A 26,682-nucleotide genomic window follows, 5' to 3' on the forward strand; every position below is an offset into this window, starting at 1 on the left:
GTCCTTTCATGGGGATGTGTCTCGGATGAGGTGAGTGGGGCGATTCGGTTCATGACGGCGAGTGTTCGCGCCATCGGGCGGGCTCGACCAGGCGGATGCCGCGGACGGCGCCGATCGGAGCGTCGGATCGGTTCCGGGCCTCTTGGGCTGCGGGCGAGACCCGAACGGGTGCGTCGGGGTGCAGTGCCAGCAGCTCCAGCACGACCTCGGTTGCGGGGGTTGCGCCGACGTCGCGGAGGTTCACGACGAAGTCGTGCCCCGTCCAGAACTGGTCGTAGACGACCACGCCGTCGACCAGCAACTGCAGGACGTCGCCCTCCCAGGTGACCTCGAGCTCGGCGTCCATCGCCTCCGCCTCGGCCGGAATCGGCACGACGATGCGTTCGGCGAGCGCGGCGCGCTGGTCGAGCGTGGGCGCCGACCAGATCTGGGTGTCGTCGAAGCGCCCGTACCCGAGCTCGGGCACGGTGGCGCCCGGACGAAGCGTTTCGAACGGCACGCTTCGCATGACGGAGAAGTTGTCGATGTCGATGTCGACCTCGACGAGCGCGCGCCGCTCGTCGTCATATCGGCGGATGTCGGTCGGGTGCGTCTCGACGCGACCGGCGATCGAGCCATCGCCCTTCGACCATGCTGCCCCGTCCGCGAGCACGAGCTGCCGATGCGGTGATTCGAACACCCAGACGCGAGCACCGTCTTCGGGCGAGAGCACCAGGACGTCGAGCGGCGTCTCCCCCACCGTCAGGTGCAAGACCTCGGACTGCGTGGTGTCGACGGAGATCGTGCGCTCCTCGATTCGTGCCGCGTCCGACGAGGCCTCCAGTCGAGGTGCCTGCGCGAACCGGAGCTCGACGGGCACCCCGGCGTCCGCGACGAGCACGAGCGTGTCGCGTTCTTCGCCGGAGAGCACCGTGAGTGCGCTCGCCGTGGCCCATTCCAAGGTGATGTCGCGGACCTCGAGATTGATCGGCCAGTGTGCGAGGGTACCCGCCGGGATCCGCACCGGTTCGGCGGGGAACTCCACGATCCGGTCCTCGAGTTCGAGCACGAATCTGGTCGTCGGCGGATCGAGCGGCTCGTAGGGCTGGTGGGCGTTGATGAAGACGAATCCGCTGATGCCGTCGCTGCGCAACGCCCACCTGAGGGTGGTCGTGTCGCCGAGCGTCGGGGGCTTCTCGCTCGGGAGCGTCGACGGCATGGTCGCAAGCTGCTCACCGAAGGCGGCGAGGAAGGCGTGCTGGCGACGGAGGAGCGCATGGGCGTCACGGAGCCGACCGGTCGTGCTCACCGGCGCGTTGAAGTCGTAGTCGAAGGTGGGCATGTCGTTCGGGTATCCGGACTCGTGCGACTCCTGGAGTCCCGTGAGGCCTCGCGGGTTCACGCCGCCCACGTACATGTAGAACCCCTGCCACGCCGATCCGCTGCCGATCTTGGCGAGACCGACGGCCGCGACATCCGCTCCGCCGACCTTCGGACGCCGGTGGTAGGCGCCGGTCATGCCGCCGCCGAGTTCGCAGGTCGCCGGCGGGAACGTGGTCGACGGCGAGCGCCGGCCGCTGAGGGCGTGCGGGCCGCCGAGCTTCCACCGCACGTCGGCGCCGATGTTCGGGTCGTCCCAGAGGTGGGTGAAGAAGAACTGCTCGCGGAACGCAGCCGGCCACCCGGCGTCCGGTGCGGCCCAGAACCCGTCGGGGTATCCGCCGTAGAGCGGGAAGACCTCGTCACCGGGGAGGGCTGCTTCACCCCAGCCGGTCGCCGTCCAGATCGGGGCGTGGAGGCCGGCGCGCTGCGCCATCGACTTGAGCGTCGCGATGTGAGCAGGCTGGTCGTAGAGTTCGTTCTCGATCTGGATCGCGATGACCGGCCCCGGCATCCCGAGCACTCCTTCCAGATGCGTGCCGAGGTGGGAGAACCACGTCTCCACGAGGGCCAGGTACGCCGGGTCGTCGGTGCGGTGCACGACGTCGGCCGCCTGCACCCAGTCCGGGAACCCGCCGTTCCGCACTTCGCCGTGCACCCACGGGCCGATACGGAGCACGACATCGAGGCCGACGTAGGCCGCGACGGTGATGAACGCGCGGATGTCGCGGTTGCCGTCGAAGCGCACCTCGCCCTCGACCTCCTCATGGTGGATCCACGGGATGTAGGCGGCGACCGAAGTGAGTCCGCCCGCCCGCATGAGCCGAAGCCGGTCGAGCCAACGATCGCGGGGGACCCTCGAGTAGTGCAGCTCCCCCGAGACCGGGATGAACGGGCGGCCGTCACGGAGGAGGAAGCGGTTGGTCACCCGGATACGCGCCGCGGAGCCTGGCTCGTTGCTCATCTCAGGGCGGGTGGCGTCGCTTGCCCACGGGGTGTGCCTGGCGAACACCGTGGCGACGGTGTCGGTCGGGGCGAGTGTCATGAATCTCCTTCGATCCGGTCGATAGGAGCGATCGTGACCTAAAATCGTTTGCAGGTCAAGCAGCAGTTTCTTTCAGTTTCTCTAGATTTCGTGTCTGAGTTACGGGCAGAATGGCCCGAAATCGGTTTTGGCTTCCCACCAAGCCGCTGACTGAACCCCACGCCGGCGCGCCGCTCCGGCGAAAGGAGAACTCGTACAATGACAGGCATGCCCACCCAGCCCGCACCACCGGGGCGACGACCGACGATCGGCGAGGTCGCGCTGCTCGCCGGGGTGTCCCAAGGCACCGTCTCAAGGGCCCTCAACGGCAAGCGCTGGGTCAGCGACGAAACGCGAGAGGCCGTGGCCGAGGCCGTTCGCAAGACGGGCTACCGCCCGAACGCGCAGGCCAGAGGCTTGAAGCTGCGGCGTTCCGGCATCGTCGCGGTGCTGCTCGGCGAGCGCATCGACCGGCTGTTCGGCGATCCGAACTTCGCGGTGCTGCTCCGCGGCATCTCCGAGTCGCTCGCCGCCAGGGGCTCATCGATGGTGCTGCTCCTCGCCGGCGAAGAGCACGACCGGGCACGGGCGCTCGAGCTCGCAGCCTCCGGCCAGGTCGACGGCGCGATCTTCGTGTCCTGGTACGACAGCGACGCCATCGTCGAGGCGCTCGACCGCATCGCGGTCCCGGTGGTGTTCTGCGGGAATCCGACCACGGTCCGCCCCGGCACCAGCTTCGTCTGCGCCGACGACTTCGCAGCGTCGGCGCGCATCGTCGAGCACCTGCGTTCGCGCGGCCGCTCGAGAATCGCGATGATCGCCCACTCGACGCCCGAACGCGTCGATGGCTATCTGCATGCGCTCGGCGACTTGGCCGACCCCTCGATCGTCGAGCACGGCGACTACTCCCGTGAGAGCGGGTACGCGGCCATGCAGCGCCTCCTCTCGCAGGATCCGACCATCGATGCCGTCTTCGCGGGCAACGACCTGATGGCGGCCGGAGCGATCGATGCACTCAAGGACGCCGGCCGGCGGGTGCCGGAAGACGTCGCCGTCGGCGGCTTCGATGACAGCGCCGTGGCCACGCAGGTCGAGCCGGCACTGACGACCATCCACCAACCGTTCGACCGCATCAGCCGAGAGCTGACCCGCCTCCTCCTCGACCAGATCGATGGACTGCCAGGAGCCCAGATCCGCATCGGATCCGAGCTCGTCGTGCGCGACTCCACCTGAGCGCCCTGGCTTCGCCGGCCCATCGGCGTCGCCTTCCGGGGTCGTGTGATCATCGCCGACCCGGGTGATCGAAGCCGAGTCTTTCGGCCTCTCATCGCCCTATGCTGTCGCGCCTGCAAAAGTTGCGCGTTCGAAATCATCTTTGAACATGGGGGTTCCAAAAGTGATCGATCCTCTGCTAGCTTCGCCGACCATGACCATGTGGCGCCCGAGGCGCGGTCCGGCAACGAAGCGGACCAGAAGACTGTCATCCACCAACAACCGGGGCTTCGTCGGCCTCTCAATCGCAGCCTCCGTGCTCGGTGCGACACTGCCGTTCGGCGGCGTCGCGGCAGCCGACACGGGCAGCGCGACCCCAGTATCCGACATCGTGCTCGACAACTCGGATGCCACCCTGACGGGGTCGTGGACCATCGCCCGCCGACTTGCGAACCACTACGGGGCCGACTACCTCACCCGACCGGCCGACACCGGCCGGGGCACCGTCACCTGGCGCCCGAACATCACCGCCGACGGGGTCTACGGCGTGTACTACCGGCTGCCCGACGGACACGCGTCGAGTGCGGGCCAGGCGACGTTCACCGTCAAGGATGCCGGCGGATCGCGGCAGTTCGCCGTCGACCAGCGCACGAGCGTCGGCGGCCAGTGGGTGCTGCTCGGCGACGCGCAGTTGAAGGCGGGCGTCGGCGGCTTCGTCCGCCTCGCGGGCGAGGGTCGTGGAAAGCTCATCGCCGATGCCGTGAAGTTCGGCGCGCCGAGCAGCGCGACCAACCCGATCCCCGACCCGGGCATCCAGTCGATGATCACGGCGGCGATCGAGACGGGCGCTCCTCAGGTGAAGATCGCCCCGGGCACCTACGCCGTCTCGTCCACGCCCCAGTCGGCCGGAAGCCTGCTCACCATCGACGGCGCCGACGGCCTGAAGATCAACGCCAAGGGCGTGACGATCGTCGGGCAGGAGCTCACCCGTGCGGTGAACGTCGTCAAGTCGCGCAACGTGACCATCGAAGGACTCACGATCGACTACGACCCGCTGCCGTTCACGCAAGGCGCGGTCTCGGCGATCGCTCCCGACCTCGGCTGGATCGACGTCACGCTCGACGAGGGCTACCCCGAGAAGGCGTTCTCTCGGGTGAGCATCTACGACCCCGCCACCGGGTTCCAGAAGGCCGGCATCAACCACCTCTGGGGCACCACCGCGGCGTTCACCGAGCCCGGTGTCGTCAGGGTCACCCTCGCCGGCCTCGGCAAGGGCGTCGATCTCGGCGACCCGATCACCCTTTCGGGCGGTGCCACCGGCACCGAGCACGCCGTCTCCTTCGAGGAGAGCGCCGGTTCGAAGCTGAAGAACGTCACGGTGCACACCGCACCCGGCTTCGGCCTCATCGACGTCAGCGGCGACGGCGGCACCGTCCTCGACGGGTTCCGCCTGGTTCCCGGACCGCCCCCGCCCGGAGCGACCAAGGCCCCGCTCCTGTCGGCGATCTGGGACGGCATCCAGTTCCAGTCGGTCGGCAAGGGCCCGACCATGATCAACTCCGAGATCCGCAACGCGGGCGACGACTCGTTCAGCATCCAGACCCGCGCGATGCCGGTCCTGAAGGTGGAGGGAGACCGTATCCTCGTCGGGTTCCCCGACCGCTGGAAGGCCGTCGCCCTCGAGGTGGGCGACCGCATCCAGCAGTTCCGCGACGGACCCGCGCCGCGCGTCACGGCGGTCACGAAGGTCGACTACGCGACGGCCGGTATCGACCCCGCGGTGCAGGCCAAGGTCGACGAGGCGCAGACGCAGGGCTGGAACCCGTGGAACCTGAGCAAGGACAGCGTCTACGAGCTCACCCTCGACTCGGCCGACGTCTTCCAGGCCGCGCAGTTCGTCTTCAACCCCGACCGCATGGGCAACGGGTTCGTGTTCAAGAACAACGTCGTGCGCAGCCCGGGTCGCGGCATCCTGCTCAAGTCCGGCGACGGCGTCATCGAGGGCAACACCTTCGAGGGCGGCGACAAGGCAATCATGATCGCCACCGAGAACGAGGCCGACTCCCATGGCGGTGCGGCATACGACCTGAAGATCCGCAACAACGTGTTCCGCGGCACGGGCTACCACCACGACATGCCGTGGTCGGCCCAGGCTGGCTCGGTGGGCATGGCCGGTGGCAATGTCACGAGCAAGCGGGCATACGACCACATCCTCATCGAGGGCAACCTGTTCGAGTCCATCCGGGGCTTGAACCTCAACATCAGCGACGCGTCGGACGTGACGGTCCGCAACAACGTGTTCCGTGACACCCACCGCACTGAGAACGGCTCCAATGGCGCGAGCTTCGGCATCCCGGCCGACGCGGTGATCTTCGTCTCGAAGGCCGACCGGGTCTCGTTCAAGAACACGGTCATCGAGGGCCTCGGCCCGTTCAGCACGAATGCGATCGTGGTCGCGCCGACCGCGACGGATGTGACCGGGGCGAACGACATCGTCGTCCGGCCCGGCACCGCGGGGTAGGGGAACCCGCAGCGCCGAGGGGGCGCATCCAGGTCTGGCCGGTCGCCCGAGGGGGGCCGGCCAGATCGGCGTTTCCACGAGAGCCGCATCCGGCAAGACGGCAGACAGCACGGGCAACTTGCAGGTGGGAATCCAACGCGACCGTTGGCCGGTGTCCCCCACGCATACTGGCGATGGCGACTGCGGCAGCAGATCTTCGGTCGCACCACACGGAACGCGGATGCCGCGGCAGCACGTGCTGCCGCGGCATCCGCGTTTCTGTGGGCTCCTCACCGACGTGCCTCACTCGAACGATCACGTCACGGTCGACGCGTCCGGGTCGGGCAGGATCGTCTCGGCTCGCCGCGACTTCCGGTTCAGCAGGTGCGTGCGGTGTTGGCTGCGACGAGGTGCACGGTCTGCGTGGTGCCGTCGATCACCGCGGTCACGGTGATGTCGGTCTGTCCGGCGGGCAGGTCCTTCACCCGGGTCGTGAACGCGTGGAAACCGGACTTGCCGCCCTGTACCGCGGTCAGCGTCTTCGTTCCGTAGACGCCTTCCAGTCGCACGTCGACCGGGGTGTCGCCGTTGTTCGCGGCGTTGACCTGCAGCACGGCCTTGCCGGCGATGCACCGGCTGGTCGCGGTGACCGACACCTCGATCGCGGGTGCGGCGGTCACGGTGAGGGTCGCGGTCGCGGTCCCGGTCCAGCCGTCGGCATCGGTCTCGGTGGCGACCGCGTCGGCGTAGGTACCGGCCATGAACGGTGCTGCTGCAGTGATCGACCAGTCCAGGTCGGCGTCCACGGCGCCCTCGCCCAGGACGGTGCCGTCCGCGGCGGTCACGACGACGGTGTTGCCCTCGGTCGTGCCGGTACCGGTGATCGCCTCGTCGGGCGCGATCTCCTGGTCCGCGAACCCGGGCACCGGCGCGGTCGGAAGCCCCGCCGTACTCGTGTCCGTGAACCGCACCGCCGACGCCCGCAGGAACCCGCCGGAGCCCGTGACCACCACGGTCGGCTGGTGGGTCGCGTCGAACGTGAACTCGCCCAGGTCGACCCAACCGCCGCCGCGGGCGACCTGGTCGACCGAGATGGGCACATCGCCGTTCGCGGCCTTCACCGTGTAGGTCGCCGCCTTCGAGCTGATGCCGTTCGCCGGCAGGGCGATGCCGATCCGGTAGCGCACCTCGCTCTGCACCTTCGGCGCAGTCCAGGTCGCATTCGCGCCGGGTGCGCCCGAGAGGTCGGCGTAGATCGAGGCGTACCCGCCCGGCGCGGTCAGCGAGCTCGACGCCCAGGAACCGGCCGTCTTGAACGGCACCGACCCGTCGGCGCGCGGCGTCTTCTCGCCGATCGTGACCACGAACGGGCAGCGGGGCTCTCCAGGCACGATGACGGGCTCGGATGCGGGCGACACCGACGAACCCAGGATGGCCGCGACCGCGTACGTGCCCGGACGCTGACCGATCTTGCCGACCCCGTACTCCGCGCCGATCACCGTCGTCGCGGTGGTCTCGCCGCAGACCGTTGCGGTGACGATGTACCCGTCGGCCCCCGAGTCGTCCCAGGCCAGGAAGGCGTCGTCGCCCCGGTTCGTCGCGTGGACGTTGGCGGGCACCGTCGCTTCGTCCGTCGACCGTTCAGCGGCGGTGCGCACCCTGCCCGACCATGCCTCGGACGTGCCGCCGGCACCCTGAGCTGCGATGGTGACGGCGTACTCGCGGTCGGCGGTGAGGCCCTCGATCGGGACGAGGTCCACGGACGCCCGCTCGACCGGGTACGAGGCATCCACGCCCTCGCCGGTCACGGTGACCAGGTACCGCTCGGTGCGCGTCGACGGGGTGATCACGATGCCGGCCTCGTCGGTGCCGGCGATCACGCCCCGCACGTCGAGCTCGGGTGCCGTGTCGGCGGCCACGGGGGTGCCGCGCAGCGCGTCGCTCCACTCGGTCACCGCGGCACCAGCGGACGTGACCTCGCGGATCCGGACCTCGACCGCCGTGCCCGCGTCGAGGCCCTCGATGCGGGTGCTCGGCCGGTTCGTGGTCGTGTAGGACTCGATGTCGGCGCCCGAGTCGGCGTCGGTGACGTGCACCTCGAACGTGCCGGTGCGGTTCTGGCTCGAGTACCCGAGCACCAGGCCGCCCTCGATCGGCTCGAGGTGCATCGCCTTCGGCCCCGGCGGCAGCAGCGACGCCTGCGGCGTGCCCGTCGCAGCATCGGCCGCGCCGGCGAGTGCGTTCGCGTCGACCGCGGCGACGGCGATCGCGTACTCGGTGCCGTTGACCAGTCCGGTCAGGTCGGCGAACGACTCGCGCGTGGTCACGGTCGTCACCGTGCCGTCGGGCGCGGTCGCGGTCACGCGGTACTTGCCGATCGCGGCCTCGTCGTCGAATCGCACGCGCAGAGCACCGTTCGCCGCCACGACCTCGCGGATCTCGGGAGCGGCCGCCTTCGAGGCATCCGACACCGCTGCTGCGACCTCGTAACCCGTGGGCGAGAGGAGCGTCGCGCGAACGCGTGTCGCCGCCCCCGTGGCGTGCCAGGCGACCGGTACGTCGAACGCCGCCGCACCCGTGGCGACCTCGGGGAGGTCGACGAGGGCGCCGCCCACGACCGCACCCGTCGCGCCGAAGGCCTGGAGGGACACGCGGTAGTCGCGCAGCGCGTAGCCCGGACCGTCGGCCGGAACCGCGCCGATCGGGGTGATCGACACGACGCCGAGCCCGCCGCCGTCGGCGACGGCCACGTCACCGACGGTGAAGGTCTTGACGGGCGCGTTCGCGGCCTGGGTTTCGAAGTACGCCGCCTTGAGCCGACCCCACAAGTCGATGTTGCCCCAGCCGCGGGTGAGGTTCTCACTCGAACCGCTGAACTTGCTGCGGTAGTCGTTGTACGTCCACTGCGACCAGCCGAACACGAACGGGCGCGCCTCGAAGCTCTGGGCCGCCGCGCCCGAGCCGGTCGAGGAGTCGAGCGTTTCGCGATTCGTGCCGAAGGTGTAGCCGTCGGGGCTGTACTCCGAGATGAACAGCGGCTTGTCGGGGTACAGGGCGTGCACCGTGTCGGGCGCCGCCGAGAAGTTGCCGTACAGGTTCATGCTCACGAAGTCCATGTACTGCGCGCCGTCCTGCTCGGGCGTGGTCGAGTAGTACACCAAGTTGCTGGCATAGGTCACGAACCGCGTCGGGTCGACGGAGTGGGAGTAGTCGGCCATTTTCTGCAGGTAGACGCGCCCGTACTCGCTGCGCGACTCGATCTCGTTGGCGACCGAGTGGGCGAAGATCGACGCGTGGTTGAAGTCGCGCTCGACCATCTCGCGGAACTCGACCTTGATCTCCTCGAGGTCGTTCGTGAGGTGCCGGCCGTTCTGCCAGACGGGTACCTCGTCGATCAGGAGCATGCCGATCTCATCGGCGTAGTCGAGCAGCTCGGGCGCCTGCGCGTAGTGCATGATGCGAGCCAGGTTCAGTCCCGAAGCCTTCATGCGGTCGAGATCTCGGCGCACCAGCCACGTCGGTTCCAGGTTGCCGTTCGACGGGTCGTCGGAGACCCGGTTCGCGCCGGCGAGCTTCAAGATCTCGCCGTTCAGCTTCATGGCCGTGCCGTCGATCTCGAACTTCCGGATGCCGAATCGGTCGGACTGGGCCGCGTCATCGGCGTCAGCGGGAGAGTCGAGCGTCAGGTCGAGGCGGTAGAGGTTCGGGTCGTCCATGTTCCAGAGCTCGTACGAGCCCGCGGCCAGGTCGGTCGAGAGCACGGCCTGCGCGGCACCGTTCGCCGGGACCTCGGCCTGGGCGGTGAGGCCCGAGGCGATCACGGCGCCGGTCGCCGCATCGGTGATGGTGCCGGTCAGCGACACCGTGCGGGCGTCGTCGCCGGCGTTCTCGAGGAACACGGTGGACGCGATGTGCGCCGTGCCGGCGGTCAGGTCGGGCGTGGCCACGATCTGCTGGCGGTCGACGACGATCTCGCCGGTCTTGACGAGCTCGACCGAGCGGGAGATGCCGCCCCACGACCACCACGCACCCTGCTCGAAGGTGTTGTCGGCGCGCACGACGAGCGTGTTCTCGCCGTCGACGAGGTAGTCGGTCACGTCGAAGTCGAACGGGGTGTACCCACCGGAGTGCTCGCCGAGCTGAGCCCCGTTCAGCCAGACGGTCGCGTCTTCGTAGACCGCGCCGAACTTCAGCCACGCACGTTCGCCGGCGGCGGCACTGAGGTCGCCCGATTCGAACGTGCGCCGGTACCAGCCGTTGCCCTTGTACGCGCCGTAGGCGTCGTGCACGCTCCAGTTGCCCGGAACCTGCTGCGTGTCCCACTCGGAGACATCGGTCGCCGGCTTCTGCCACTCCTGCTGAACGCCGTCGACGTCGGGCGCGGCAGGGTCGGCCTGCTTCGCGAGATCTTCAGCCTTGAACTTCCATTCGCCGTCGAGCGAGATCTTCGACTGGCCGTCGGTGACCTCGTGGCCGGGACGGTCGGAGGTCGACGCCGTCGCGGCCACCCATTCCCCATCGCCGGACACCTCGCCGTCGCCAGGGGCGGGGTCGGGCTCGGTCGGCGGAACGACCGGAACCGTCCACGGGCAGCCGGCCGACGCGGCCGGGTGGCCCGCGGGCGTCGAGGGCAGCGGGTCGATCGAGATCGCGCCGAACGTCACCTTGCTCTTGTACGATCCGATCCCGATCGTGCCGCCCGCCGTCGGCGCGGCGGTGGCGCCGATCAGCGCGCCATCGGCGTACACCGCTGTGACCCCCGCGGCGCGACGCACCGTCAGGTCGACCCAGGTGCCCGCCTTCGCCGGCGAGATGCCCGAGCAGGCGTAGGAGCCGGTGATCGGCTTGGAGATGCGGAACTGTCCGTACCCGTTGCTGCCGAAGCCGGTGAACTGCGGGCTGACGCCGCCGCTCTTCCAGTTCACGACATCGCGCATGTCGAGCATGACGGTCACCGTGCCGTCAGCGCCGACCGCATCGACCTTCATGTGCGTGCGCAGCTCGTAGGCGTCGGGCAGGTTCAGCGCCTGGGTCGGTCGGATGTACCTTCCAGAACTCTGCGATCGGGTGTCGATGCCGACCGTGCCGCCGCTGACCGTCCACTCCGACGTGGCGCCGGTGATCGGACTCCAGCCGGACAAGTCGGACGCGAACGGCTCGAGGAACGTCGCGCCGGGTCCGACCGAACCCGGGATGTCGGCGGCATTCGCCGCGGTGGACATCCCGAGACCGGGAATGAGGACGACGGCGAGGGTCGCCGCCGCCAGACGGAAGGTCGTAGTCGGCCGCACAGAATTCTCCTTCGAATCATCAGGCGGCATGAACGTATCGCACTCCGTGCATGCAATCAACACAAAATGCATATCGATTGCACACATGGATAGTTCATCGCGTTCTGGGCATGCCCTTCGCCCGTCAGATCTGTGGCGTCACCCCCGCGACTTCGTCGAGTCGGCGTGAACGAGACCTCGAGGTGATCCCGAGCAGGACGACCACCAAGCCGAGCGCGAGGGATGCCGATGCGAGCGTCGCGATCAGGTGGGCGTCGATGCCCGCACTGGCGATGACGTCGCAGGCGGTCGCGGCGCAGTCACGCGGAGAGATGTCGACAGAGATGGTGACGCCCTCATGGACGGGAACGTGGTCGTGCTCATCGAACTCCAAGACGCCATCCAGCAGATGGCCCGCGATCACGGAACGCGCTCTGGGTTCGCAGCCGCCTCGCGGGCGCCCGCGAGCCTGGCCTCGTCGAGCAGGCGCTCGAGCTCGGTTCGGCGCCGACGACGACCTCGGAGGATGGCGAAGAGGAACAGCGCCAGCGCGACGATCACGAGCAGCTGCGACCAGGGCATGGCCCACACCACGATCTCGATGCGTGACGACGTCGGCTCCTCACCCGAGACTTCACTGCGGGATACCTGACCGTCGACGTCCACGGTGACGACTGAGAACCCGAGTGGCCAGACTTGCGAGACCCGGGCCGAGAACTCGCGCTCATCTCCGGGGTACAGCTCGGTCGGTTCGGTCAGCACGGGTGCCGTCCCGTTCGCGCCCGAAGCGCTCACCGCCGCCTCGACCGCCAGACGTGCATTTCCGTTGTTCGTGACCGTGTACTCCACTTCGACGGCACCGGGCGCGAAGGGATTCCATGCCGTCTGGTAGGCGGCGTTCCCGACCACGGCCAGGGATGGAGAGAGTTCCCCCGAGACCCTGGTCTGGACTCGGAAGCCGACTCGGCTCTCCATGGCGACGTTCGGACCACCCTCGACAGCACCGGTACTCAGGACCGATGCGGCGATGCCCGCAGCGTGATCACCGGGAGTCGCATCGACGGGAACCTCGACCGTGAACGGCACGATCGCCATGCCTCCGGCCGGCACGCCGATCTCGGCGGGCAGATCGATCCACGTTCCGGAATCGATCGATTCCGCCGCGGACGGCAGCATGTTGAAGCGGCCCTTGTCGGTCAGATACCCGTCCTGGGCCTTCAAGGCGAAGACGACGTCGATGCTGCTGAGGTTCTTCACGTAGAGGAACTCGTCGATCGACTCACCCGGGTCGACGTCGAGATCGACCCACGATCGGCCATCCGGTCCGACCGCATCTGCCGGACCGACCGACCACGTCACCGCATCGTCGGCTTGCTCCTCGGCCTGGGCCGGGCCGACCTCGGCATACCCCAGAACGAGGAGGGACACCGCGACCGCGCCGGCGGCCACCCATCGTCGGATCACGGTGCTGTCGTCGGCCGGCGCCGCCGCGCGGTGGGTGCTCACGTGAACAGCGAACGGGCGAGGACGGAGGCGCACGAGCCGTGCACAGCAGTCGCGGGAGCCCGCAGGAACCGATCCGCGGCCGCCATCGACCGGCGGTCTGGCGAGCACGCTGCAGGAGAACGCGTCATGTTGCACTACCTTTCAAAGCTTCGTACAGGGGAAGAAGGCCGCACGGACCGACGCGGTCCCGACGTCGGAGGCGTCGCGTCGCGACCGCAACCGCGACCGCAACCGCAACTGCGTCCGCATCGCCGCGTCGCGAACTGGACGAACAGCGCAGTCGAGGAGCTCCATCGCCCGTCGACGACGCTGGAACGCTCGCGGTGGACTCAGCCTGGTGGCGTGTTCGATCGGGTTCGCCGACGAGTACGTTCCAGTGCAGCTCGGTCTCGGCCGCGAGGAATCGCGGGCTCGGCCATCTTCGCCTCGAACTCGATCGACGTCAACTCGCCCTGCGAACCATGCGCTCGTCGACCGTGATCCCCTCGCTTCTCGCCCTGGTCACGGGAACTGGTCCAGCACCATGCCGCCGACGAGGACCGACGCCGCGACCGGTCCCCCGACCGGTCGCGACGCTGTCGTCCCCCACGCGCACCGAGCCTCCCCCTAGGAGCTCAGCGCTGCGGTGGGCGGCGTCCGCGCCGCCCGCACTGCGGGGTACAGCCCCGCGATCGCTCCGATCGCGAGGGTGCTTCCGACGGCCACCGCGAACAGCACGGGCGGCACCGAGTAGGGCCAACCGTTCATCGCCGCGAACATCGCGGTCACGCCGGCTCCGAGCACCGATCCGAAGATCCCGCCCAGGGCCGACAGCAGCAGCGCCTCGACGAGGAACTGCCGTCTGATGTGCGCCCTGGTGGCTCCGAGTGCGCGGCGGAGGCCGATCTCGCGACGCCGTTCGAGCACCGAGATGATCATGGTGTTCGCCACGCCGATGCCGCCGACCAGCAGCGCCACCGATCCGAGGCCCACGAGCAGGCCCGTGAATGCCTGGTCGGCCGCATACTTGGCCGCGAGTGCGTCGGACGGCCGCGAGACCGCGACCTCTTCCGGCGCCTGCGGGTTGACCGTTGCCGGCAGCAGGTCGCGCACCTGGCCGATGAGCGACTCATCCGACCGCTCGTACACGACCGACGGGCTGCCGTTGTACTCGAACGCGGAGGACGCGATCGGGATGCCGATCAGCGCCGCCGTGTCGAGCTCGGGTGCGAGCACCGACGGCTCGAGGATGCCCACGACGGTGAAGTACTGCCCGCCCAGCCAGACCTGGCTGCCGATGCTGACGACGCCGAGGCTCGCCGCCGCATCGGCGCCCAGCACCACCGAGGGATACTGGGCGGTCGCTTCGTTCAACCAGGTGCCCTCGGCGAGGTCGGTGGCGGTGACCTTCAGCAGGTCGAGGTCGGCGGCCAGCACACTGATGCCGCCGGTCGCCGACTCGTCGATCAGCGGACTGCGGTACACGTTGACGGGGATGTTTCCCGTGCCGCTGGCCGACTCCACGCCCTGCATGAGGCGCACCTTCGGCACGGTGTCGGCCGGCAGCCTGGTGTCTTCACCCATCAGCCCGGTGTTCGCTTCGGCGGTGAGCAGGTTGGTGCCCAGTTCGGAGAGCTGCTGATTCAACTTCGCCTGACTCGAGGTCGAGATCCCGACCACGGCGATCATCGCCGAGATCCCGATCGCGATCCCGAGCGCCGAGAGGATGGCCCGGGTCGGCCTGGCTCGAAGGCCGGATGCGCCGAGGTGCAGCACGTCGGACAGGCGCAGCCGCGATCTCCGGCGTTCGGGGGGAGCCGCCCTGCCGGGCCGGCCGGGCCGGTCGTCGACCGCTGCAGTCCCGCCGACCGCGGCGCGTGGGACCGGCATCGCCTCGGCGCTCATGCGGCCACCGCGCTTCGGCCGGTGTCCGAGACCACCCGGCCGTCCTTGACGGCGATCTGCCTGGGCAGATGCGCCGCGAGCTCGGGGTCGTGGGTGATCACCACGACCGTCGTGCCCTGCCGGTTGAGCTCGTGCAGGAGCTCGACGATCGACGCCCCGGACTCGGAGTCCAGGTTGCCGGTCGGCTCGTCGGCCAGCAACAGCGGCGGGTCGGCGACCACCGCACGGGCGATCGCGACGCGCTGGCGCTCGCCTCCGGACAGCTGATTCGACTTGTGGCTCGTGCGATGCCCGAGCCCGACGCGCTCGAGTGCCGCTCTGGCGCGCTCGCGACGCTCGGGTCGGGGCACGCCGAGGTAGAGCAGCCCATCGGCGACGTTGTCCAGCGCGCTCACGCCGTCACTGAGGTGGAACTGCTGGAAGACGAAGCCGATATCGTGGGCGCGCAGCGCCGAGAGGGCCTCGTCGTTCAGGGTCTGCGTGTCGGCGCCGCTGATGAGCGCGCGGCCGCCGGTCGGGCGGTCGAGCGTGCCGATGAGGTTGAGCAGGGTGGACTTGCCCGACCCGCTCGGACCGACGATGGCCACCAGTTCGCCCTCGTCGATGCGCAACGACACGCCGGCGCAGGCCATGACCGGCGGCTGCCCGTACGACCGCTCGACGTTCTCGAGCTCGATGATCGCGGTCATTGCTTCGGCACCACGACGTCGAGGCCCGCCTCGATGCCCGCTCCGGAGATCTCGACGCGGCCGCCCGCGAACAGGCCGGCCTCGACCGCCACGAGTTCGGTCGTGCCGTCGCTCTTCGCGATCTCCACGCCGAATCCGCCTCCTGGCACGGCCATCAGCGCCTCGACCGGCACCGACAGCACGTTCTCGCGCGTCTCCGACGGGAAGTCGACGGTCACGTTGGCCCGCTGGATGCCGTCGGCCGCCGCCGGGTCGTCGAGGGCGATGGTGACGGGCACAACGACCGAACTCATGCCGTTGTTCTCCTCTTCGACGGGCTGGCCGACGGCCGTGATCGTGCCGGTGGTCTGCACGCCGCCGGGAAGTTGCAGCTGCACCTGGTTGCCGACGACGCCGAGCTTCTGATCGGCGAGCTTGAGCTTGGCCTTGACCTCTTTCACGAGGCCCGACACCTTCACGGCAGCCACGCCGGGTCCGATGGCGTCGCCGACGGCTGCCTTGACCTCCGCGATGCGCAGGTCGGTCGGCGCGAAGACGACCCGGCCGAGGTCGATCCGACCGGTCTCGGCCTGACCGGTGGCCTCCTGCCACGCCTCGATGGCCGCCTCGGTGTCCCAGTCGAACTCCTCGTCGGGTTCCTCGTCGAAGAAGCCGAGAGCCTTCAGGTTCTCCTCGAGCTGCTTCACGTCGGGTCCGTCGCCCATGCCCCGCTCGAAGGCCCGCCAGGCCGGCAGTGCACCGTGGAAGAGATACACGTCGACGTTGTCCACGGCGAACAGGGCTCCACCGACGCCGATCTGGCTGCCGGCGTCGGGCACCTCGGTGAGCACGCCGCCCACGCCCGACGGCAGGTCCTTTGAGGCGGCATAGTCGAGCGTTCCCGGCATCGTGCGGGTACCCGACAGGGTGCCCTCCTCGATCGGGACGGTCGAGTATTCGCGCTGCTGCTCGGATGCCGCGGGCGGGGGTCCGAACGCATTCGCCGCCGCGAGGCCGCCACCGGTCAACGCGATCACGCACACCGCCGCACCGGCGGTCCACCAGACGGCCCGCCGCCGTCGCGGTTTCACGGATTCACTGGACGCCGTCATCACTGCACCTTCGTGACGGCCGACGCGCCGCCGCCGCATTCGGCCATGACCTCTTCGGGCACGTCCTCGGGGAACTGCGGCATCTCGCCGAGCTTCGGATCGGCCATGTCGTAGCCGTTCTCGCGATAGCACTCCGCCGTCTTGGTCGCCCACTTCAACATCTCCTGGTCCGACGCGGCCTTCTCCTCGGGCGAAGGGGGCGGCGGGTCACCGAGCTCCTTCTGGCACTTCTCGCCGGCGGCCATCATGGCGTCCATGTCGTCTTCGGAGCCGAGTTTCATCGCCATGCCGGCGCCGTTCTTCTCCGGATCGGGCATATCGATGCCCTCCCCGCGCATGCACTCGGTGTAGGCCAGCTGCCAGTCGAACATCGAGTCGAACTCGCTGTTCTCGTTGCCGCCACCGGCCGTCGAGCCGTTCGCGCCGCCGGCGTCTCCACCGCCGGTCGCCCCGTCTCCGCCGGAGGCGGGTGCGCAGGCGCTGAGTGCGAAGAGGATGGCCGGGATGACGAGCAGGGCGGAGACGGTCTTGCGCCGGCTCCTGGTCGGGACGGTCATGTCGAGTCCTTTCGATTCGGTTCGGTCGCACATCTCGTGGCGACGTCGTCGAGTCCACTCGACTCGGGGTTAAGGGGGCGTTCAAAGAATCCTTTAGGAGTTCTTTATGGGCCGAATGCTTGACTGGTTGGTCACACCCCGATCGGACAGGACCCCCAATGCGCGTGCTCATCGTCGAAGACGAGGCCTACCTCGCCGACGCCATCCGCACCGGCCTGCGGCGCGAGACCATCGCGGCCGACGTCGTGAACGACGGCGACCTGGCGATCGAGAACCTCTCGGTCAACGACTACGACGTCGTGCTCCTCGACCGGGACATCCCGGGCGTGCACGGCGACGACGTGTGCGCCTGGGTCGCTGCCAACCGCCCCGGTTGCCGGGTGCTGATGCTCACCGCCGCGCGAACGCTCGACGACAAGGTCGAGGGATTCGAACTCGGCGCCGACGACTACCTGGCGAAGCCGTTCGACTTCCCCGAACTCGTGGCACGGCTGCGCGCCCTCGGTCGCCGGGCGGGGGCGTCGCACCCGCCGTCGCTCGATGCCGAGGGGGTGCGCCTCGACCCCTTCCGCCGCGAGGTCTACCGCAACGGACGGCTCGTACGGCTCGCGAACAAGGAGTTCGCCGTGCTCGACCTGCTGATGAGTGCGAGCGGCGGCGTCGTCAGCGCCGAGACGCTGCTCGAGAAGGCGTGGGACGAGAACGCGGACCCGTTCACGAACACGGTGCGCGTCACGATCTCGAACCTGCGCAAACGACTCGGGGATCCCTGGCTGGTGCACACGGTCTCCGGGGTCGGCTATCGGTTCGGGGCCCCCGAATGACGCGCGACGTGCGCACCCGCCCGCGCGAGGCGCACGGTCATCGCGTCGGCCTGCTCGCCTGGCGCCCTCGCCTCACCATCCGGACGCGCCTCACGCTCGCGTTCACGACGCTGCTCGCGATCGCGGGCATCTCGATGGTGATCGTCGTGACCCTGTTCATGCGCACGGTGCCCACCTACGTGGCGATCGACAATGCGATGCTTCCCGCCGCCGCGGCCGACGAGATGACGTTCGCCGGGCAGCCCACGCTTCCACCGGAGTATCTCGACGCCAACGGCGTCGAGATCGCCCCGGTGCAGACCACGTCGCCGATCTCGGGGGCGCTCGTTGCGGCCACGGTGGCGCCCGGTGAGCGCTTCGCCACCACGACCACCGCCACCGATGCCGGCATTGCGAGCAAGGCAGCGACGATCTCGCTCCGCTCGCCCCTCGACATCCTGAACACCTCGCTCTTCGTCTCGGCGATCGTGCTCGCCGTGCTGCTGGTGGCGGGCGCGCTGCTCGCCTGGCTCATCTCCGGCAGACTCCTGCGCCCGCTGCAGGCGATCAATCGCGCGGCCAAGCTCGCGGGCACCGCCTCGTTCGACCACCGCGTCGGGCTCGACGGCCCCCGCGACGAGGTGCGCGACCTCTCCGACACGTTCGACGACATGCTCGAGCGGCTCGACGGCGCATTCCGCTCGCATCAGCGGTTCGCGGCGAACGCATCGCACGAACTCCGCACGCCGTTGGCGGCGACGCAGACCATGCTCGAGGTGACCCTGGCCGACCCCGACGCCGGCGTCGAGGAGCTGCGGGAGGTCTCGCGCCGCGTCCTCGAGATGAACCGGCGCAATACCGAGACCGTCGAGGCGCTGCTCGATCTCGCCGAGATCGGCCGGCGTCCGATCCGGCCCAAGGCGGTCGACCTCACCCGCCTCGTCGACGATGCGGTGGCCGACGCCGCCCTCGAGATCGCCGCGCGTGCGCTCACCGTGCAGGTCGAGGCATCCGAGGCCATCGCGCGCGGCGACGAGGTGCTGCTGCGCCAGGCGATCTCGAACCTCGTGCGGAACGCCGTGCGCCACAACCGCGACCACGGGACGATCACGATCCGCGTTGCACGAGCGGTCCGCACGGTCAGCCTCTCCATCGAGAACACCGGTGCGCCGCTCACCGCTGCCAGGGTGCACGAGTTCACCGAACCGTTCGCCAGGGGCTCCGGCCGCACCGCGTCGACGTCCGAGAGCGTCAGGGGCCACGGGCTCGGGCTGGCGATCGTCTCGAGCGTGGTGGACGCGCATCACGGATCGCTCGAACTCGCCCCGCGCGAAGGCGGCGGGCTCGTGGTCGACCTCACCCTGCCTGCGGCGTCGAACCGCGAGGGCTCACGACGCTCGGGCGAGAGCGCCTCCGACTGACCCGGCCGGCGTGTGCCGTGGCCGTGCTCAGCTGCCGGGCCCGAAGAGCCCGCGCCCGTGCTGCTCGAGGAAGTCGTGGGCCTGGCGGAACGTCTTCGGCAGGTCGCCTTCGCTGCCGACGTACGCGGCGAGCATGCCCATGAGACCTCGACCGGGCGGGCTCAGCGGGCGGTCGTCCTGGCCTGCCGGCACGGGGTCCGACTCGGGGTTGCGCGGGATGTACTGCGGCAGGGTGGCCGGCCAGGTGGACGGCTGCCGCGGGGTCGCGAGGGTGAGGGCGTCGTCGAGGGTCGGCGCACCGGCGTCCCTCGCCGTGAGCGATTCGAGCTGGTACTTGCCGCACAGCGTGCTGATCACGGTGCCGTGGTGGGCGGCGGAGTTCACGACCGAGCTCGCCGCGGCGTACGCGGAGATGGCGATGGCCGGCACGCGCAGGCCGAGCCGGTCGAACTCGAAGCCCATCTCGCCCGGCCCGCTGTCGTCGGGCGGGGTCGCGCTGGGAGGGACCACGTGATCGAACGTGCCGCCGTGCTCGTCGAAGGTCACGAGGAGCGTCGTGTTCACCGCGTTCGACCCCTCGGCGGTGCCGCCGTCGCGCACCGCCGTGTAGATGCGATGCAGCAGTGCCTCGCCGGCACGGACATCGGAGATCGCCCCACCAGCGACATCCTTGCCGTCGACGTCCTTCGTATCGGTGGTGCCCACCGGCGGATGCATGTCGTTGTGGTCGTAGATCATGCGGGGTTCGATGAAGGCGTACGCCGGCAGCGTGCCGTCGGAGCAGGCCTGGTAGAACGTGCTCATCGGGAAGAATCGGGTCTTCCAGAACTGCTCGAGCACCGGCTTGTGGATGAAGCCCGTCATCGACACCAGCTGCGAGTCGTCGTAGTAGACGGCCCACGGGATGCCGGCGTCCTCGAGCCGGTTGAAGATCGTGGGCGATGCGACCTTCTTGTCATGCCACTTCTTGTAGCCGCCGTTGTCGTGATTCGTCACGAACCCGTGGGAGGTCGAGGCATGGAAGAACGAGCGATTGCAGAACGTGGGTCCCGGCACGGCGCAGTGCCAGTGGTCGAACACCGCGAAGCCGCGCGCGAGGGCCGTCAGCACCGGCAGCATGTCGGGGGCGAACGCGCCCATCGCGACCTCCGCCTCCTGCGCCTTGGGCGAGCGACCCTCTTCGGCGACGAAGTTGTTCAGGTAGTCCTTCACGAATCCGTCCATCGTGGGGGAACCGTCGTCGACGGGTGCGTTGAACGGCTTCTTCATCTTGGCGACCTGCTGGTGGGCATTGCCCGAAGGCCTGACCGTGCCGAAGAGCTGCGTGTTGACGTGCGGGTAGTCCTCGCCCGGGTCGGGCCGCGGGCTCGACATGATCTCGTCGGTCGATCCGGTGTACGGGTGCACGGCGATCTGCCGGCCTTCGTGATCGGGGTTGGACGGCAGCCCTTCATTGAATCCGGCATACTGCTGGCCCGGCGGCGGGCCCGACTCGGCGTAGAGGTACCCGAGCAGGTTGTCGAACGAACGGTTCTCGAACATCACCACGACGAGGTGATCGAATCCTGCGCCCGCGGCGCGCGGCGGAAGTGAGGGCGAGGGCGTGCTCTCATCCGGCCCGCCGGCCGGCGGCGTCGTCCCACCCTGGGCGGATGCCGCGGCGTACCCGGCAGCGCCCCCGACGACCGCGCCTGCGGCGGCGGTTCCTCCGAACCGCAGGAAATCGCGCCGGGAGGGGCCCCCATGGGTGGGGTTCGAATCACGTTCCTCGGTCATCCGCCATCTCAATGATCGATCCGCCTGCAACGGGCGCCTGCCGCCCTGCCGTTCAACATAGCTCGCTGACCTGACGGGACGAAGACCCGGCCGAGCCCAGGTTTCGAGACTCGCCGGGTCCGTCCAGACCCTACTCGAGGTTCAGCGTTGCGATCACGGCGAGGTGATCGCTGCCCCCTGCCGTCACGGATTTGCTCGACACGACGTCCATGCCGCGCTGGAACACGTGGTCGAGGCGCACCACCGGCGCAGTGGCCGGCCATGTGAATCCGAACCCGCCTCCGCTCTGATTCGCCTCCGACAGCTTCGCGGTGATGCCGGCGAGGGCTCGGTCCGACGACCCGGCGTTGAAGTCGCCGACGGCGATGACCCGCTCGTTCTCGTCGCGCTCGAGGTGATCGGCGAGGTTCGCGAGCATCGCGTCGCGTTCGTCGTGCCCGGTCGGGCGGGCGGATGCCGCATGCACGACGTAGATGCTCACGGGCCCGCTCGGCGTCTCGAGGTCGGCGGCCAGCCCGCGCTTCCAGCCGAGCCCGAGGTCGAGCATCTGGGCGTTCTCGATCGGGAAGACGCTCCAGACGCCGACCGTCCCGACGCCGTAGCGGTAGGGGTATACCTCGTCGAGCACCGCTCCGGCGTCCGCACGGGACTCGGCGTCCATCTCCTGCAGCGCGACCACCTCAGCACCGGTGCCGGCCAGCGCCGCAGCCGAGTCGGCGGCGGTGCCGGAACCCGCCTCGACGTTCTGGCTCGCCACGGTCAGGCGAGCGTCGGACGCGGGAGCCGCCGTCCACGACAGCGGCACGATCGACGGCACGAACATGACACTCCAGACGAGCGCGGCGAGCACGGCCGCGGCGATCGCCGCCCGGCTCCTCGCGACGAGCGCACCGACGAGCAGCAGTGGCACCGCGAGCCCGAACCACGGCAGCGCGGTGTCGACGATGAGACCGAGGCCCGCGACATCCGGAACCATCGTGTGCAACGTCAGCAGGAGCACGAGTGCCATGCCCAGCACTGCGGTGACCCGGGCGAGCCCGACCCGGCGGCGCCGAATCGGACGCGGCGACGAGGGCCCGCTCGCGGGCGACTCCAGCGGTGCGAGCACGGTCATCCGCCCATTCTCCTGACGGAAGCTGTGCGACCCCTCCACCGACGGTCGGCTCTTCGCTCGCTGCGACCGCGAGCCGCAGCCCGCTCTGCCGGATGTCGCGCGCACGGGCTCGCGGCTCCTGCGCGGCGGCGTCGCCGCACCGGGGGCACCGGCTGCCTCAACGACCCGGTGGGCCGTCGAGTCCGAGCAACGAGCGCGGCGCGGCGCGGAGGACGCTCATACCCCCCAACAGGGACGCGCCGCCGTCGACCACGATCTCCGCGCCCGTGATGGCACGGGCTCCATCGCCCAGCAGGAATTCGACCGCGGCGGCGATGTCGTCGGGTTCGGCGAGCCGACGGAGCGGGGTTGCATCGAGCAGCGCTCCGGCGTCCCCCTCCGCGAGGCGGCCGTCGGTGTGAGCGGTGCGGGTCCAGCCGGGGGTGACGACGTTCACCCTGATGCCGTGGTGTCCGTATTCCGCGGCGGCCTGTCGGGCGAGGGCGAGCACCCCCGCCTTGGCCGCCGCGTATGCCGGGTAGCCGGGAATGGGGGCCGACGCGTGCACCGACCCGATGACGCAGATCGCACCGCCCGTTCCCTGGGCGAGGAAACTCTCCACACCGGCACGGAGGCTCTGGAAGACCGCGGCGAGGTTCGAGTCGACCACGCGCGACCATGCCTGCGCGTCGATGTCCGTCAGCGAACCACCCTCCGTGGTGCCGACCGCGATCACCAGCGTCGAGCATCGCTCCGCGGCATCGAGCCCGGCGAGTGCCGCCCGGACGCGTCCTTCATCCGCGGCATCCGCCTGGGCGACAAGGGTGTCGCCCGGAAGGACCGCGGATGCCGACCGGAGGCGCGCCTCGTCTCGATCGATGAGGGCGATCCGGTATCGGGCGGAGAGCCGGCCGGCGATGGCCCGACCGATCTCACCGCCACCGCCGACGACCACGGCGAGCGTCTGCTCGTGCGGAGAGCTCGCTGACATGCCAAGAACCCTACTCGGCACGGAACGCGTCGACGGCGTCCCAGTCCAGCTCGATGCCGAGACCGGGCGCGGTCGGCACGGCGAGGGTCGGACCGTCGAAATCGAAGGGCTCGACCGTGAGCGCGTCGCGGAGGGGGTTGGGCAGCCGGTTGTACTCGTAGATCCGGAAGTTGGGGATCGCCGCGGACAGCTGGAGGGCGGCCGCGAGCCCGACGGCCGAGCCCACACCGTGTGGCGCGATGTCGACGTGGAACGTCTCGCAGAGGGCCGCGAGCTTCCGCGCCTCGGTGATCCCCCCGGCGCGTGCCAGGTTCGGCATCACCACGTCGACGGCGCCGCCCACGAGGAACGGCCGGAGATCCCACCTGGTGAAGAGCGTCTCGCCATTGACCAGCGAGACGGGCATGGATTCCCGGATGCGACGGTAGCCGTCGACGTCGTCGACCGCGACGGGCTCCTCGATCCAGGTGATGCCGAGGTCGACCAGTCCGCGTACGACGTCCACGGCACGGTCCGCCGTGTAGGCGCAGTTCAGGTCGACGAGCAACTGGCGGTCGTCGCCGATGGCCTCGCGAACCGCTCGGGCGTGCGCGAGATCCACGGCTCGCCCGCGACCGAGCTTCAGTTTGAGCGCGGTGAACCCCTGCTCGGTGAAGGATCGAGCGTAGTCCGCGGAGTGCGCCGGGTCGTCGAGCATCGGCACCGGGCTGGCATAGACGTCGACGCGGGAGCGATGCGGGCCGCCCAGGAGGGAGTGCACCGGCTTGCCGAGAGCCTTGCCCTTGAGGTCCCAGAGGGCGACGTCGACGCCGCTCATCGCCTCGAGGAAGTACCCGCGGACCTGGCCGCCGCCGCTCATCGAGGAGAACACCCGCGACCAGAGATGGTCGGTGGCCGCGGCATCCTCGCCGATGAGGAGCGGGGCGATGATGTCGCGCACGATCTGCGCCGTCACCTTGGGCGCGGGCAGACCGTAGCATTCGCCGACACCCTCGACACCGTCCTCGGTGCGTACGCGGATGAGCGTGGAGTACTGGCCCCGTCGCTCGAGCGTACGGTGGCTCGCGGCGGGCTGCAGGAGCCACGAGGGCACCTCGCCGTTCGGGGAGAGCCGCGCGAATGGGGCGAACAGCGGAATCGCTTCGATCGAGGCGATCCGGAGTGCGCCGGCATCGGCCGGGATCGAGATGTCGAGGGTGTCGGGAATGCTCATCGTTACTTGACCAGTTCCTGCATCGCGGCGTTGGCGTCGTCCAGCGCGTCCTTCGGGCTCTTCGATCCGATGAGCGCGGCCTGGATCTGCTCGGCGAGCTTCGCCTCCATCTGCGCGTACTCGGGGAACGCCCAGAGCGGGTTCGGCGAAGCGCCGGTGGTGATCTGCTCCTGCCAGGTCGTGGCGTAGGCGTCATCGGCGAAGATGGGGTCCTCGAGCGCCTTCGTCGTGGTCGGCACGGATCCGATCTGCTCGAAGCGGTTCAGCGCAGTGTCGACGTCGGAGGAGAGGAACGACGCGAACTGCGAAGCGGTGTTCGCCGGTCCCTCCTTGAACACGACGAGCAGCCCGCCCCAGGCGAGCGCCTGCGGTTCGTCGCCGGCCTTCACCACCGGTCGGGAGACCGGGAGGGTGTGGTCGAGCAGCGTCGGGTCGGTCGCCTGCGACGAGATGGTTCCGCGAACCTGGTTCGCGTCGTCGAAGAAGGCCGCCTTGCCCTGGCTGTAGAGCGTGCGAGCCTCCGGCCGGCCGACGTTCAGGCTGACGAGCCCGTCATCGACGAGCGACTTGATCCAGGTGAGCGCCTCGACGGCACCCTTGTCGTTGACGGAGATCTCCTCACCGTCGACGATCTTCGACCCGAACGTGCGGAACCACGGGATGAAGTCCTTGATGGTCTCGGGCTTCGTCGCAAGCGCGTAGGGCACGACGTCGCCGCCGAGGCCCTTGACGGCCTTCAGCGCGTCCTCGAACTCGTCGACGGTCTGCGGAGTCTCGGTGATGCCGGCCTGCTCGAGCAGCGCGGTGTTCGAGATGAGTCCGATGGAGCCGGTGTACCAGGGCAGCCCGTACTGCGTGTCGCCGACCTTGCCGTTCGCGAGCGCGGCGTCGGTGTATCCGCCAGCGTCGACGTAGGAGCCGAGATCCTCGAGCACCCCGAGACGGGCGAGCGACTGGATGTCGGCGATGTCGAGCTGGGCCGCGCCGGTGGTCGACCCGTCACGGGAGCGGAGCAGCAGCTGGTTGCGGTACTCGGCGAACGGGTACGAGACCAGTTCGGCCTCGATGCCCTTGCCGTCGGTGAATCCGGCGACCTCCTGCTCGATGAGCGCCTTCTGCGCCTCTTCGCCGTAGTTCCAGCTGGTGAAGGTGAAGTCCTCGAGCGCATCGGGGCTACTGGGTGCAGCGCTGGGGCTGCCGGCGCATGCGGTGAGGGCGAGGGCGGCGACGAGGCCGACGCCGATCGCGGTGAGCCGGGCGCGCCCGCGGGCGGCGGTTCGGCGGTGAATGTCGGGCATGGGTGTTCCTTTCAGGATGGAGCGGAGGTGCTGCGGGTGGATCGGTGCGGGATGAGCTCGGCGGTCAGCCCTTGATCGCGCCGGAACTGAGTCCGGCCACGAAGTAGCGCTGCAGGGCGAGGAAGATGAGGATCACGGGGATCGAGGCGACGAGGGATGCCGCCATCAGCTCCGGCCAGCGGTTGCTGAACTCGCTGAGGTAGGTGTTCACCAGGCCGGGCGGCAGGGTCCTCGTGGCTTCGCCCGAGAGCGTCAGGGCGAAGACGAAGTCGTTCCAGCCGCGGATGAAGGCGAAGAGTCCGGCGGCGATCATGCCTGGTGCGATCAGCGGCAGCAGGATGCGGTGGATGATGACGCCTTGCCCGGCACCGTCGACCTTCGCGGCTTCGATGATCTCGTCGGGGATGTTGTCGAAGATCCCCTTCATCATCCAGACGCAGAGCGGCAGGGTGAAGGTCGTGAACGAGATGATGAGCGCGAGGTACGAGTCGAGCAGGCCCATCGCGCTGAACAGTCCGTAGATGGTGATCAGCAGCAGGATCTGGGGGAACAGCTGCGACACCAGCAGCAGGAACATGAACGAACGACGTCCTCGATACCGGAACTTCGAGAACGAGTACGCGCAGTACATGCCCACGAAGACGCTGCCGACGGCGGTGACCGACGCGACCAGGAGGCTGTTCCCGAGATAGTGCAGGAGGCGGCCGTCGGCGAAGATCGTCTGGAAGGCGTCGAACGTGATGTTCGTCGGGAGGAAGTTCGGCGGGAACGTGAAGACGTCCGACGGCGAACGCAGGCTCGTGAGCACCATCCAGTAGATGGGGAGCAGCGCGAACAGGCTGACGAGGGTCAGGGCGATCCAGCGTCCCCATCTGACCGGCCGGGATTCGCCGGTCGGACTCGTGCGACGTCTGGTCGGTCGCGCCGTGCGAGCCGCCGTGACCGCGGGTGCCGTGTGTGTCACCGGCTCCTCCGCCGTCGTGTGTGTCAGGGTG

Annotated in this window: 18 protein-coding genes; 4 read left to right on the forward strand and 14 right to left on the reverse strand. The window is 69.3% G+C overall.

The genetic code is table 11. From position 1 onward, the window contains the following. Positions 1–49: 49 nt before the first annotated feature. Positions 50–2,404: a beta-galactosidase gene (locus tag ATC03_RS14805; RefSeq protein WP_067878692.1), complete on the reverse strand. Its 2,355-nt coding sequence runs from the start codon at positions 2,402–2,404 to the stop codon at positions 50–52. 207 nt (positions 2,405–2,611) lie between these two features. Here ATC03_RS14805 and ATC03_RS14810 point away from each other — a divergent pair, with 207 nt between their 5' ends. Then, positions 2,612–3,616: a LacI family DNA-binding transcriptional regulator gene (locus ATC03_RS14810; protein ID WP_084003532.1), complete on the forward strand. Its 1,005-nt coding sequence runs from the start codon at positions 2,612–2,614 to the stop codon at positions 3,614–3,616. Positions 3,617–3,911: 295 nt separating this feature from the next. After that, complete coding sequence (locus tag ATC03_RS14815; protein ID WP_067878697.1) at positions 3,912–6,116, forward strand: golvesin C-terminal-like domain-containing protein; 2,205 nt, start codon at positions 3,912–3,914, stop codon at positions 6,114–6,116. Positions 6,117–6,472: 356 nt separating this feature from the next. Here ATC03_RS14815 and ATC03_RS14820 read toward each other — a convergent pair whose 3' ends face one another. The 7 genes from ATC03_RS14820 to ATC03_RS14850 all read right to left on the reverse strand — a co-directional run bounded on the left by ATC03_RS14820 (position 6,473) and on the right by ATC03_RS14850 (position 17,092). After that, positions 6,473–11,386, reverse strand: coding sequence for a glycoside hydrolase family 2 (locus ATC03_RS14820; protein ID WP_067878707.1), 4,914 nt, complete (start codon positions 11,384–11,386; stop codon positions 6,473–6,475). Between the two features lie 124 nt (positions 11,387–11,510). After that, on the reverse strand, positions 11,511–11,789 hold the full coding sequence (locus ATC03_RS14825; protein ID WP_152030973.1) for a hypothetical protein: 279 nt from the start codon (positions 11,787–11,789) through the stop codon (positions 11,511–11,513). Next, complete coding sequence (locus ATC03_RS14830) at positions 11,786–12,871, reverse strand: hypothetical protein (RefSeq protein ID WP_084003535.1); 1,086 nt, start codon at positions 12,869–12,871, stop codon at positions 11,786–11,788. The genes ATC03_RS14825 and ATC03_RS14830 overlap by 4 nt, the downstream gene beginning before the upstream one ends. Before the next feature lie 606 nt (positions 12,872–13,477). Further along, positions 13,478–14,755, reverse strand: a complete 1,278-nt coding sequence (locus ATC03_RS14835; protein WP_227820117.1) for an ABC transporter permease — start codon at positions 14,753–14,755, stop codon at positions 13,478–13,480. Then, the gene (locus ATC03_RS14840; protein ID WP_067878711.1) at positions 14,752–15,444 is read right to left on the reverse strand and encodes an ABC transporter ATP-binding protein; all 693 of its coding nucleotides are present in this window, start codon (positions 15,442–15,444) and stop codon (positions 14,752–14,754) included. Before ATC03_RS14840 ends, ATC03_RS14835 begins: the two co-directional genes overlap by 4 nt. Beyond that, positions 15,441–16,535 (reverse strand): efflux RND transporter periplasmic adaptor subunit, encoded by a 1,095-nt coding sequence (locus ATC03_RS14845; RefSeq protein WP_067878715.1) that lies wholly within the window; start codon positions 16,533–16,535, stop codon positions 15,441–15,443. Before ATC03_RS14845 ends, ATC03_RS14840 begins: the two co-directional genes overlap by 4 nt. Continuing rightward, positions 16,535–17,092: a hypothetical protein gene (locus ATC03_RS14850; protein ID WP_152030974.1), complete on the reverse strand. Its 558-nt coding sequence runs from the start codon at positions 17,090–17,092 to the stop codon at positions 16,535–16,537. The genes ATC03_RS14845 and ATC03_RS14850 overlap by 1 nt, the downstream gene beginning before the upstream one ends. 158 nt (positions 17,093–17,250) lie before the next feature. Between ATC03_RS14850 and ATC03_RS14855 the strand changes: the two genes are divergently transcribed. Together ATC03_RS14855 and ATC03_RS14860 are read left to right on the forward strand one after the other, a co-directional pair. Continuing rightward, positions 17,251–17,916 (forward strand): response regulator transcription factor, encoded by a 666-nt coding sequence (locus ATC03_RS14855; RefSeq protein ID WP_067878720.1) that lies wholly within the window; start codon positions 17,251–17,253, stop codon positions 17,914–17,916. Beyond that, complete coding sequence (locus ATC03_RS14860; protein WP_067878722.1) at positions 17,913–19,316, forward strand: sensor histidine kinase; 1,404 nt, start codon at positions 17,913–17,915, stop codon at positions 19,314–19,316. Before ATC03_RS14855 ends, ATC03_RS14860 begins: the two co-directional genes overlap by 4 nt. Positions 19,317–19,343: 27 nt before the next feature. Here the strand turns inward: ATC03_RS14860 and ATC03_RS14865 are convergent, their stop codons facing one another. The 6 genes from ATC03_RS14865 to ATC03_RS14890 form a co-directional block, all read right to left on the reverse strand. Further along, on the reverse strand, positions 19,344–20,858 hold the full coding sequence (locus ATC03_RS14865) for an alkaline phosphatase family protein (protein ID WP_418117955.1): 1,515 nt from the start codon (positions 20,856–20,858) through the stop codon (positions 19,344–19,346). Between the two features lie 364 nt (positions 20,859–21,222). Beyond that, the gene (locus ATC03_RS14870; RefSeq protein WP_067878726.1) at positions 21,223–22,206 is read right to left on the reverse strand and encodes an endonuclease/exonuclease/phosphatase family protein; all 984 of its coding nucleotides are present in this window, start codon (positions 22,204–22,206) and stop codon (positions 21,223–21,225) included. Between the two features lie 157 nt (positions 22,207–22,363). Then, positions 22,364–23,176 (reverse strand): SDR family NAD(P)-dependent oxidoreductase, encoded by an 813-nt coding sequence (locus ATC03_RS14875; RefSeq protein ID WP_067878728.1) that lies wholly within the window; start codon positions 23,174–23,176, stop codon positions 22,364–22,366. A 10-nt stretch (positions 23,177–23,186) separates the two neighbouring features. Further along, positions 23,187–24,389: a mandelate racemase/muconate lactonizing enzyme family protein gene (locus tag ATC03_RS14880; protein WP_067878730.1), complete on the reverse strand. Its 1,203-nt coding sequence runs from the start codon at positions 24,387–24,389 to the stop codon at positions 23,187–23,189. A gap of 2 nt (positions 24,390–24,391) precedes the next feature. Beyond that, positions 24,392–25,687, reverse strand: coding sequence for a sugar ABC transporter substrate-binding protein (locus tag ATC03_RS14885; protein WP_067878732.1), 1,296 nt, complete (start codon positions 25,685–25,687; stop codon positions 24,392–24,394). A 64-nt stretch (positions 25,688–25,751) separates the two neighbouring features. Further along, positions 25,752–26,651: a carbohydrate ABC transporter permease gene (locus ATC03_RS14890; RefSeq protein WP_227820118.1), complete on the reverse strand. Its 900-nt coding sequence runs from the start codon at positions 26,649–26,651 to the stop codon at positions 25,752–25,754. Positions 26,652–26,682 lie beyond the last annotated feature (31 nt).

The organism is Agromyces aureus (assembly GCF_001660485.1).
Taxonomy (GTDB): domain Bacteria; phylum Actinomycetota; class Actinomycetes; order Actinomycetales; family Microbacteriaceae; genus Agromyces; species Agromyces aureus.

Bases quoted from the DNA above. Each gene is read 5' to 3' on its own strand.
- ATC03_RS14845 (WP_067878715.1), bottom strand. From the start codon at position 16,535: ATGACGGCGTCCAGTGAATCCGTGAAACCGCGACGGCGGCGGGCCGTC.
- ATC03_RS14835 (WP_227820117.1), bottom strand. From the start codon at position 14,755: ATGAGCGCCGAGGCGATGCCGGTCCCACGCGCCGCGGTCGGCGGGACT.
- ATC03_RS14840 (WP_067878711.1), bottom strand. From the start codon at position 15,444: ATGACCGCGATCATCGAGCTCGAGAACGTCGAGCGGTCGTACGGGCAG.
- ATC03_RS14885 (WP_067878732.1), bottom strand. From the start codon at position 25,687: ATGCCCGACATTCACCGCCGAACCGCCGCCCGCGGGCGCGCCCGGCTC.
- ATC03_RS14855 (WP_067878720.1), top strand. From the start codon at position 17,251: ATGCGCGTGCTCATCGTCGAAGACGAGGCCTACCTCGCCGACGCCATC.
- ATC03_RS14880 (WP_067878730.1), bottom strand. From the start codon at position 24,389: ATGAGCATTCCCGACACCCTCGACATCTCGATCCCGGCCGATGCCGGC.
- ATC03_RS14875 (WP_067878728.1), bottom strand. From the start codon at position 23,176: ATGTCAGCGAGCTCTCCGCACGAGCAGACGCTCGCCGTGGTCGTCGGC.
- ATC03_RS14865 (WP_418117955.1), bottom strand. From the start codon at position 20,858: ATGTTCGAGAACCGTTCGTTCGACAACCTGCTCGGGTACCTCTACGCC.
- ATC03_RS14870 (WP_067878726.1), bottom strand. From the start codon at position 22,206: ATGACCGTGCTCGCACCGCTGGAGTCGCCCGCGAGCGGGCCCTCGTCG.
- ATC03_RS14860 (WP_067878722.1), top strand. From the start codon at position 17,913: ATGACGCGCGACGTGCGCACCCGCCCGCGCGAGGCGCACGGTCATCGC.
- ATC03_RS14810 (WP_084003532.1), top strand. From the start codon at position 2,612: ATGCCCACCCAGCCCGCACCACCGGGGCGACGACCGACGATCGGCGAG.
- ATC03_RS14850 (WP_152030974.1), bottom strand. From the start codon at position 17,092: ATGACCGTCCCGACCAGGAGCCGGCGCAAGACCGTCTCCGCCCTGCTC.
- ATC03_RS14805 (WP_067878692.1), bottom strand. From the start codon at position 2,404: ATGACACTCGCCCCGACCGACACCGTCGCCACGGTGTTCGCCAGGCAC.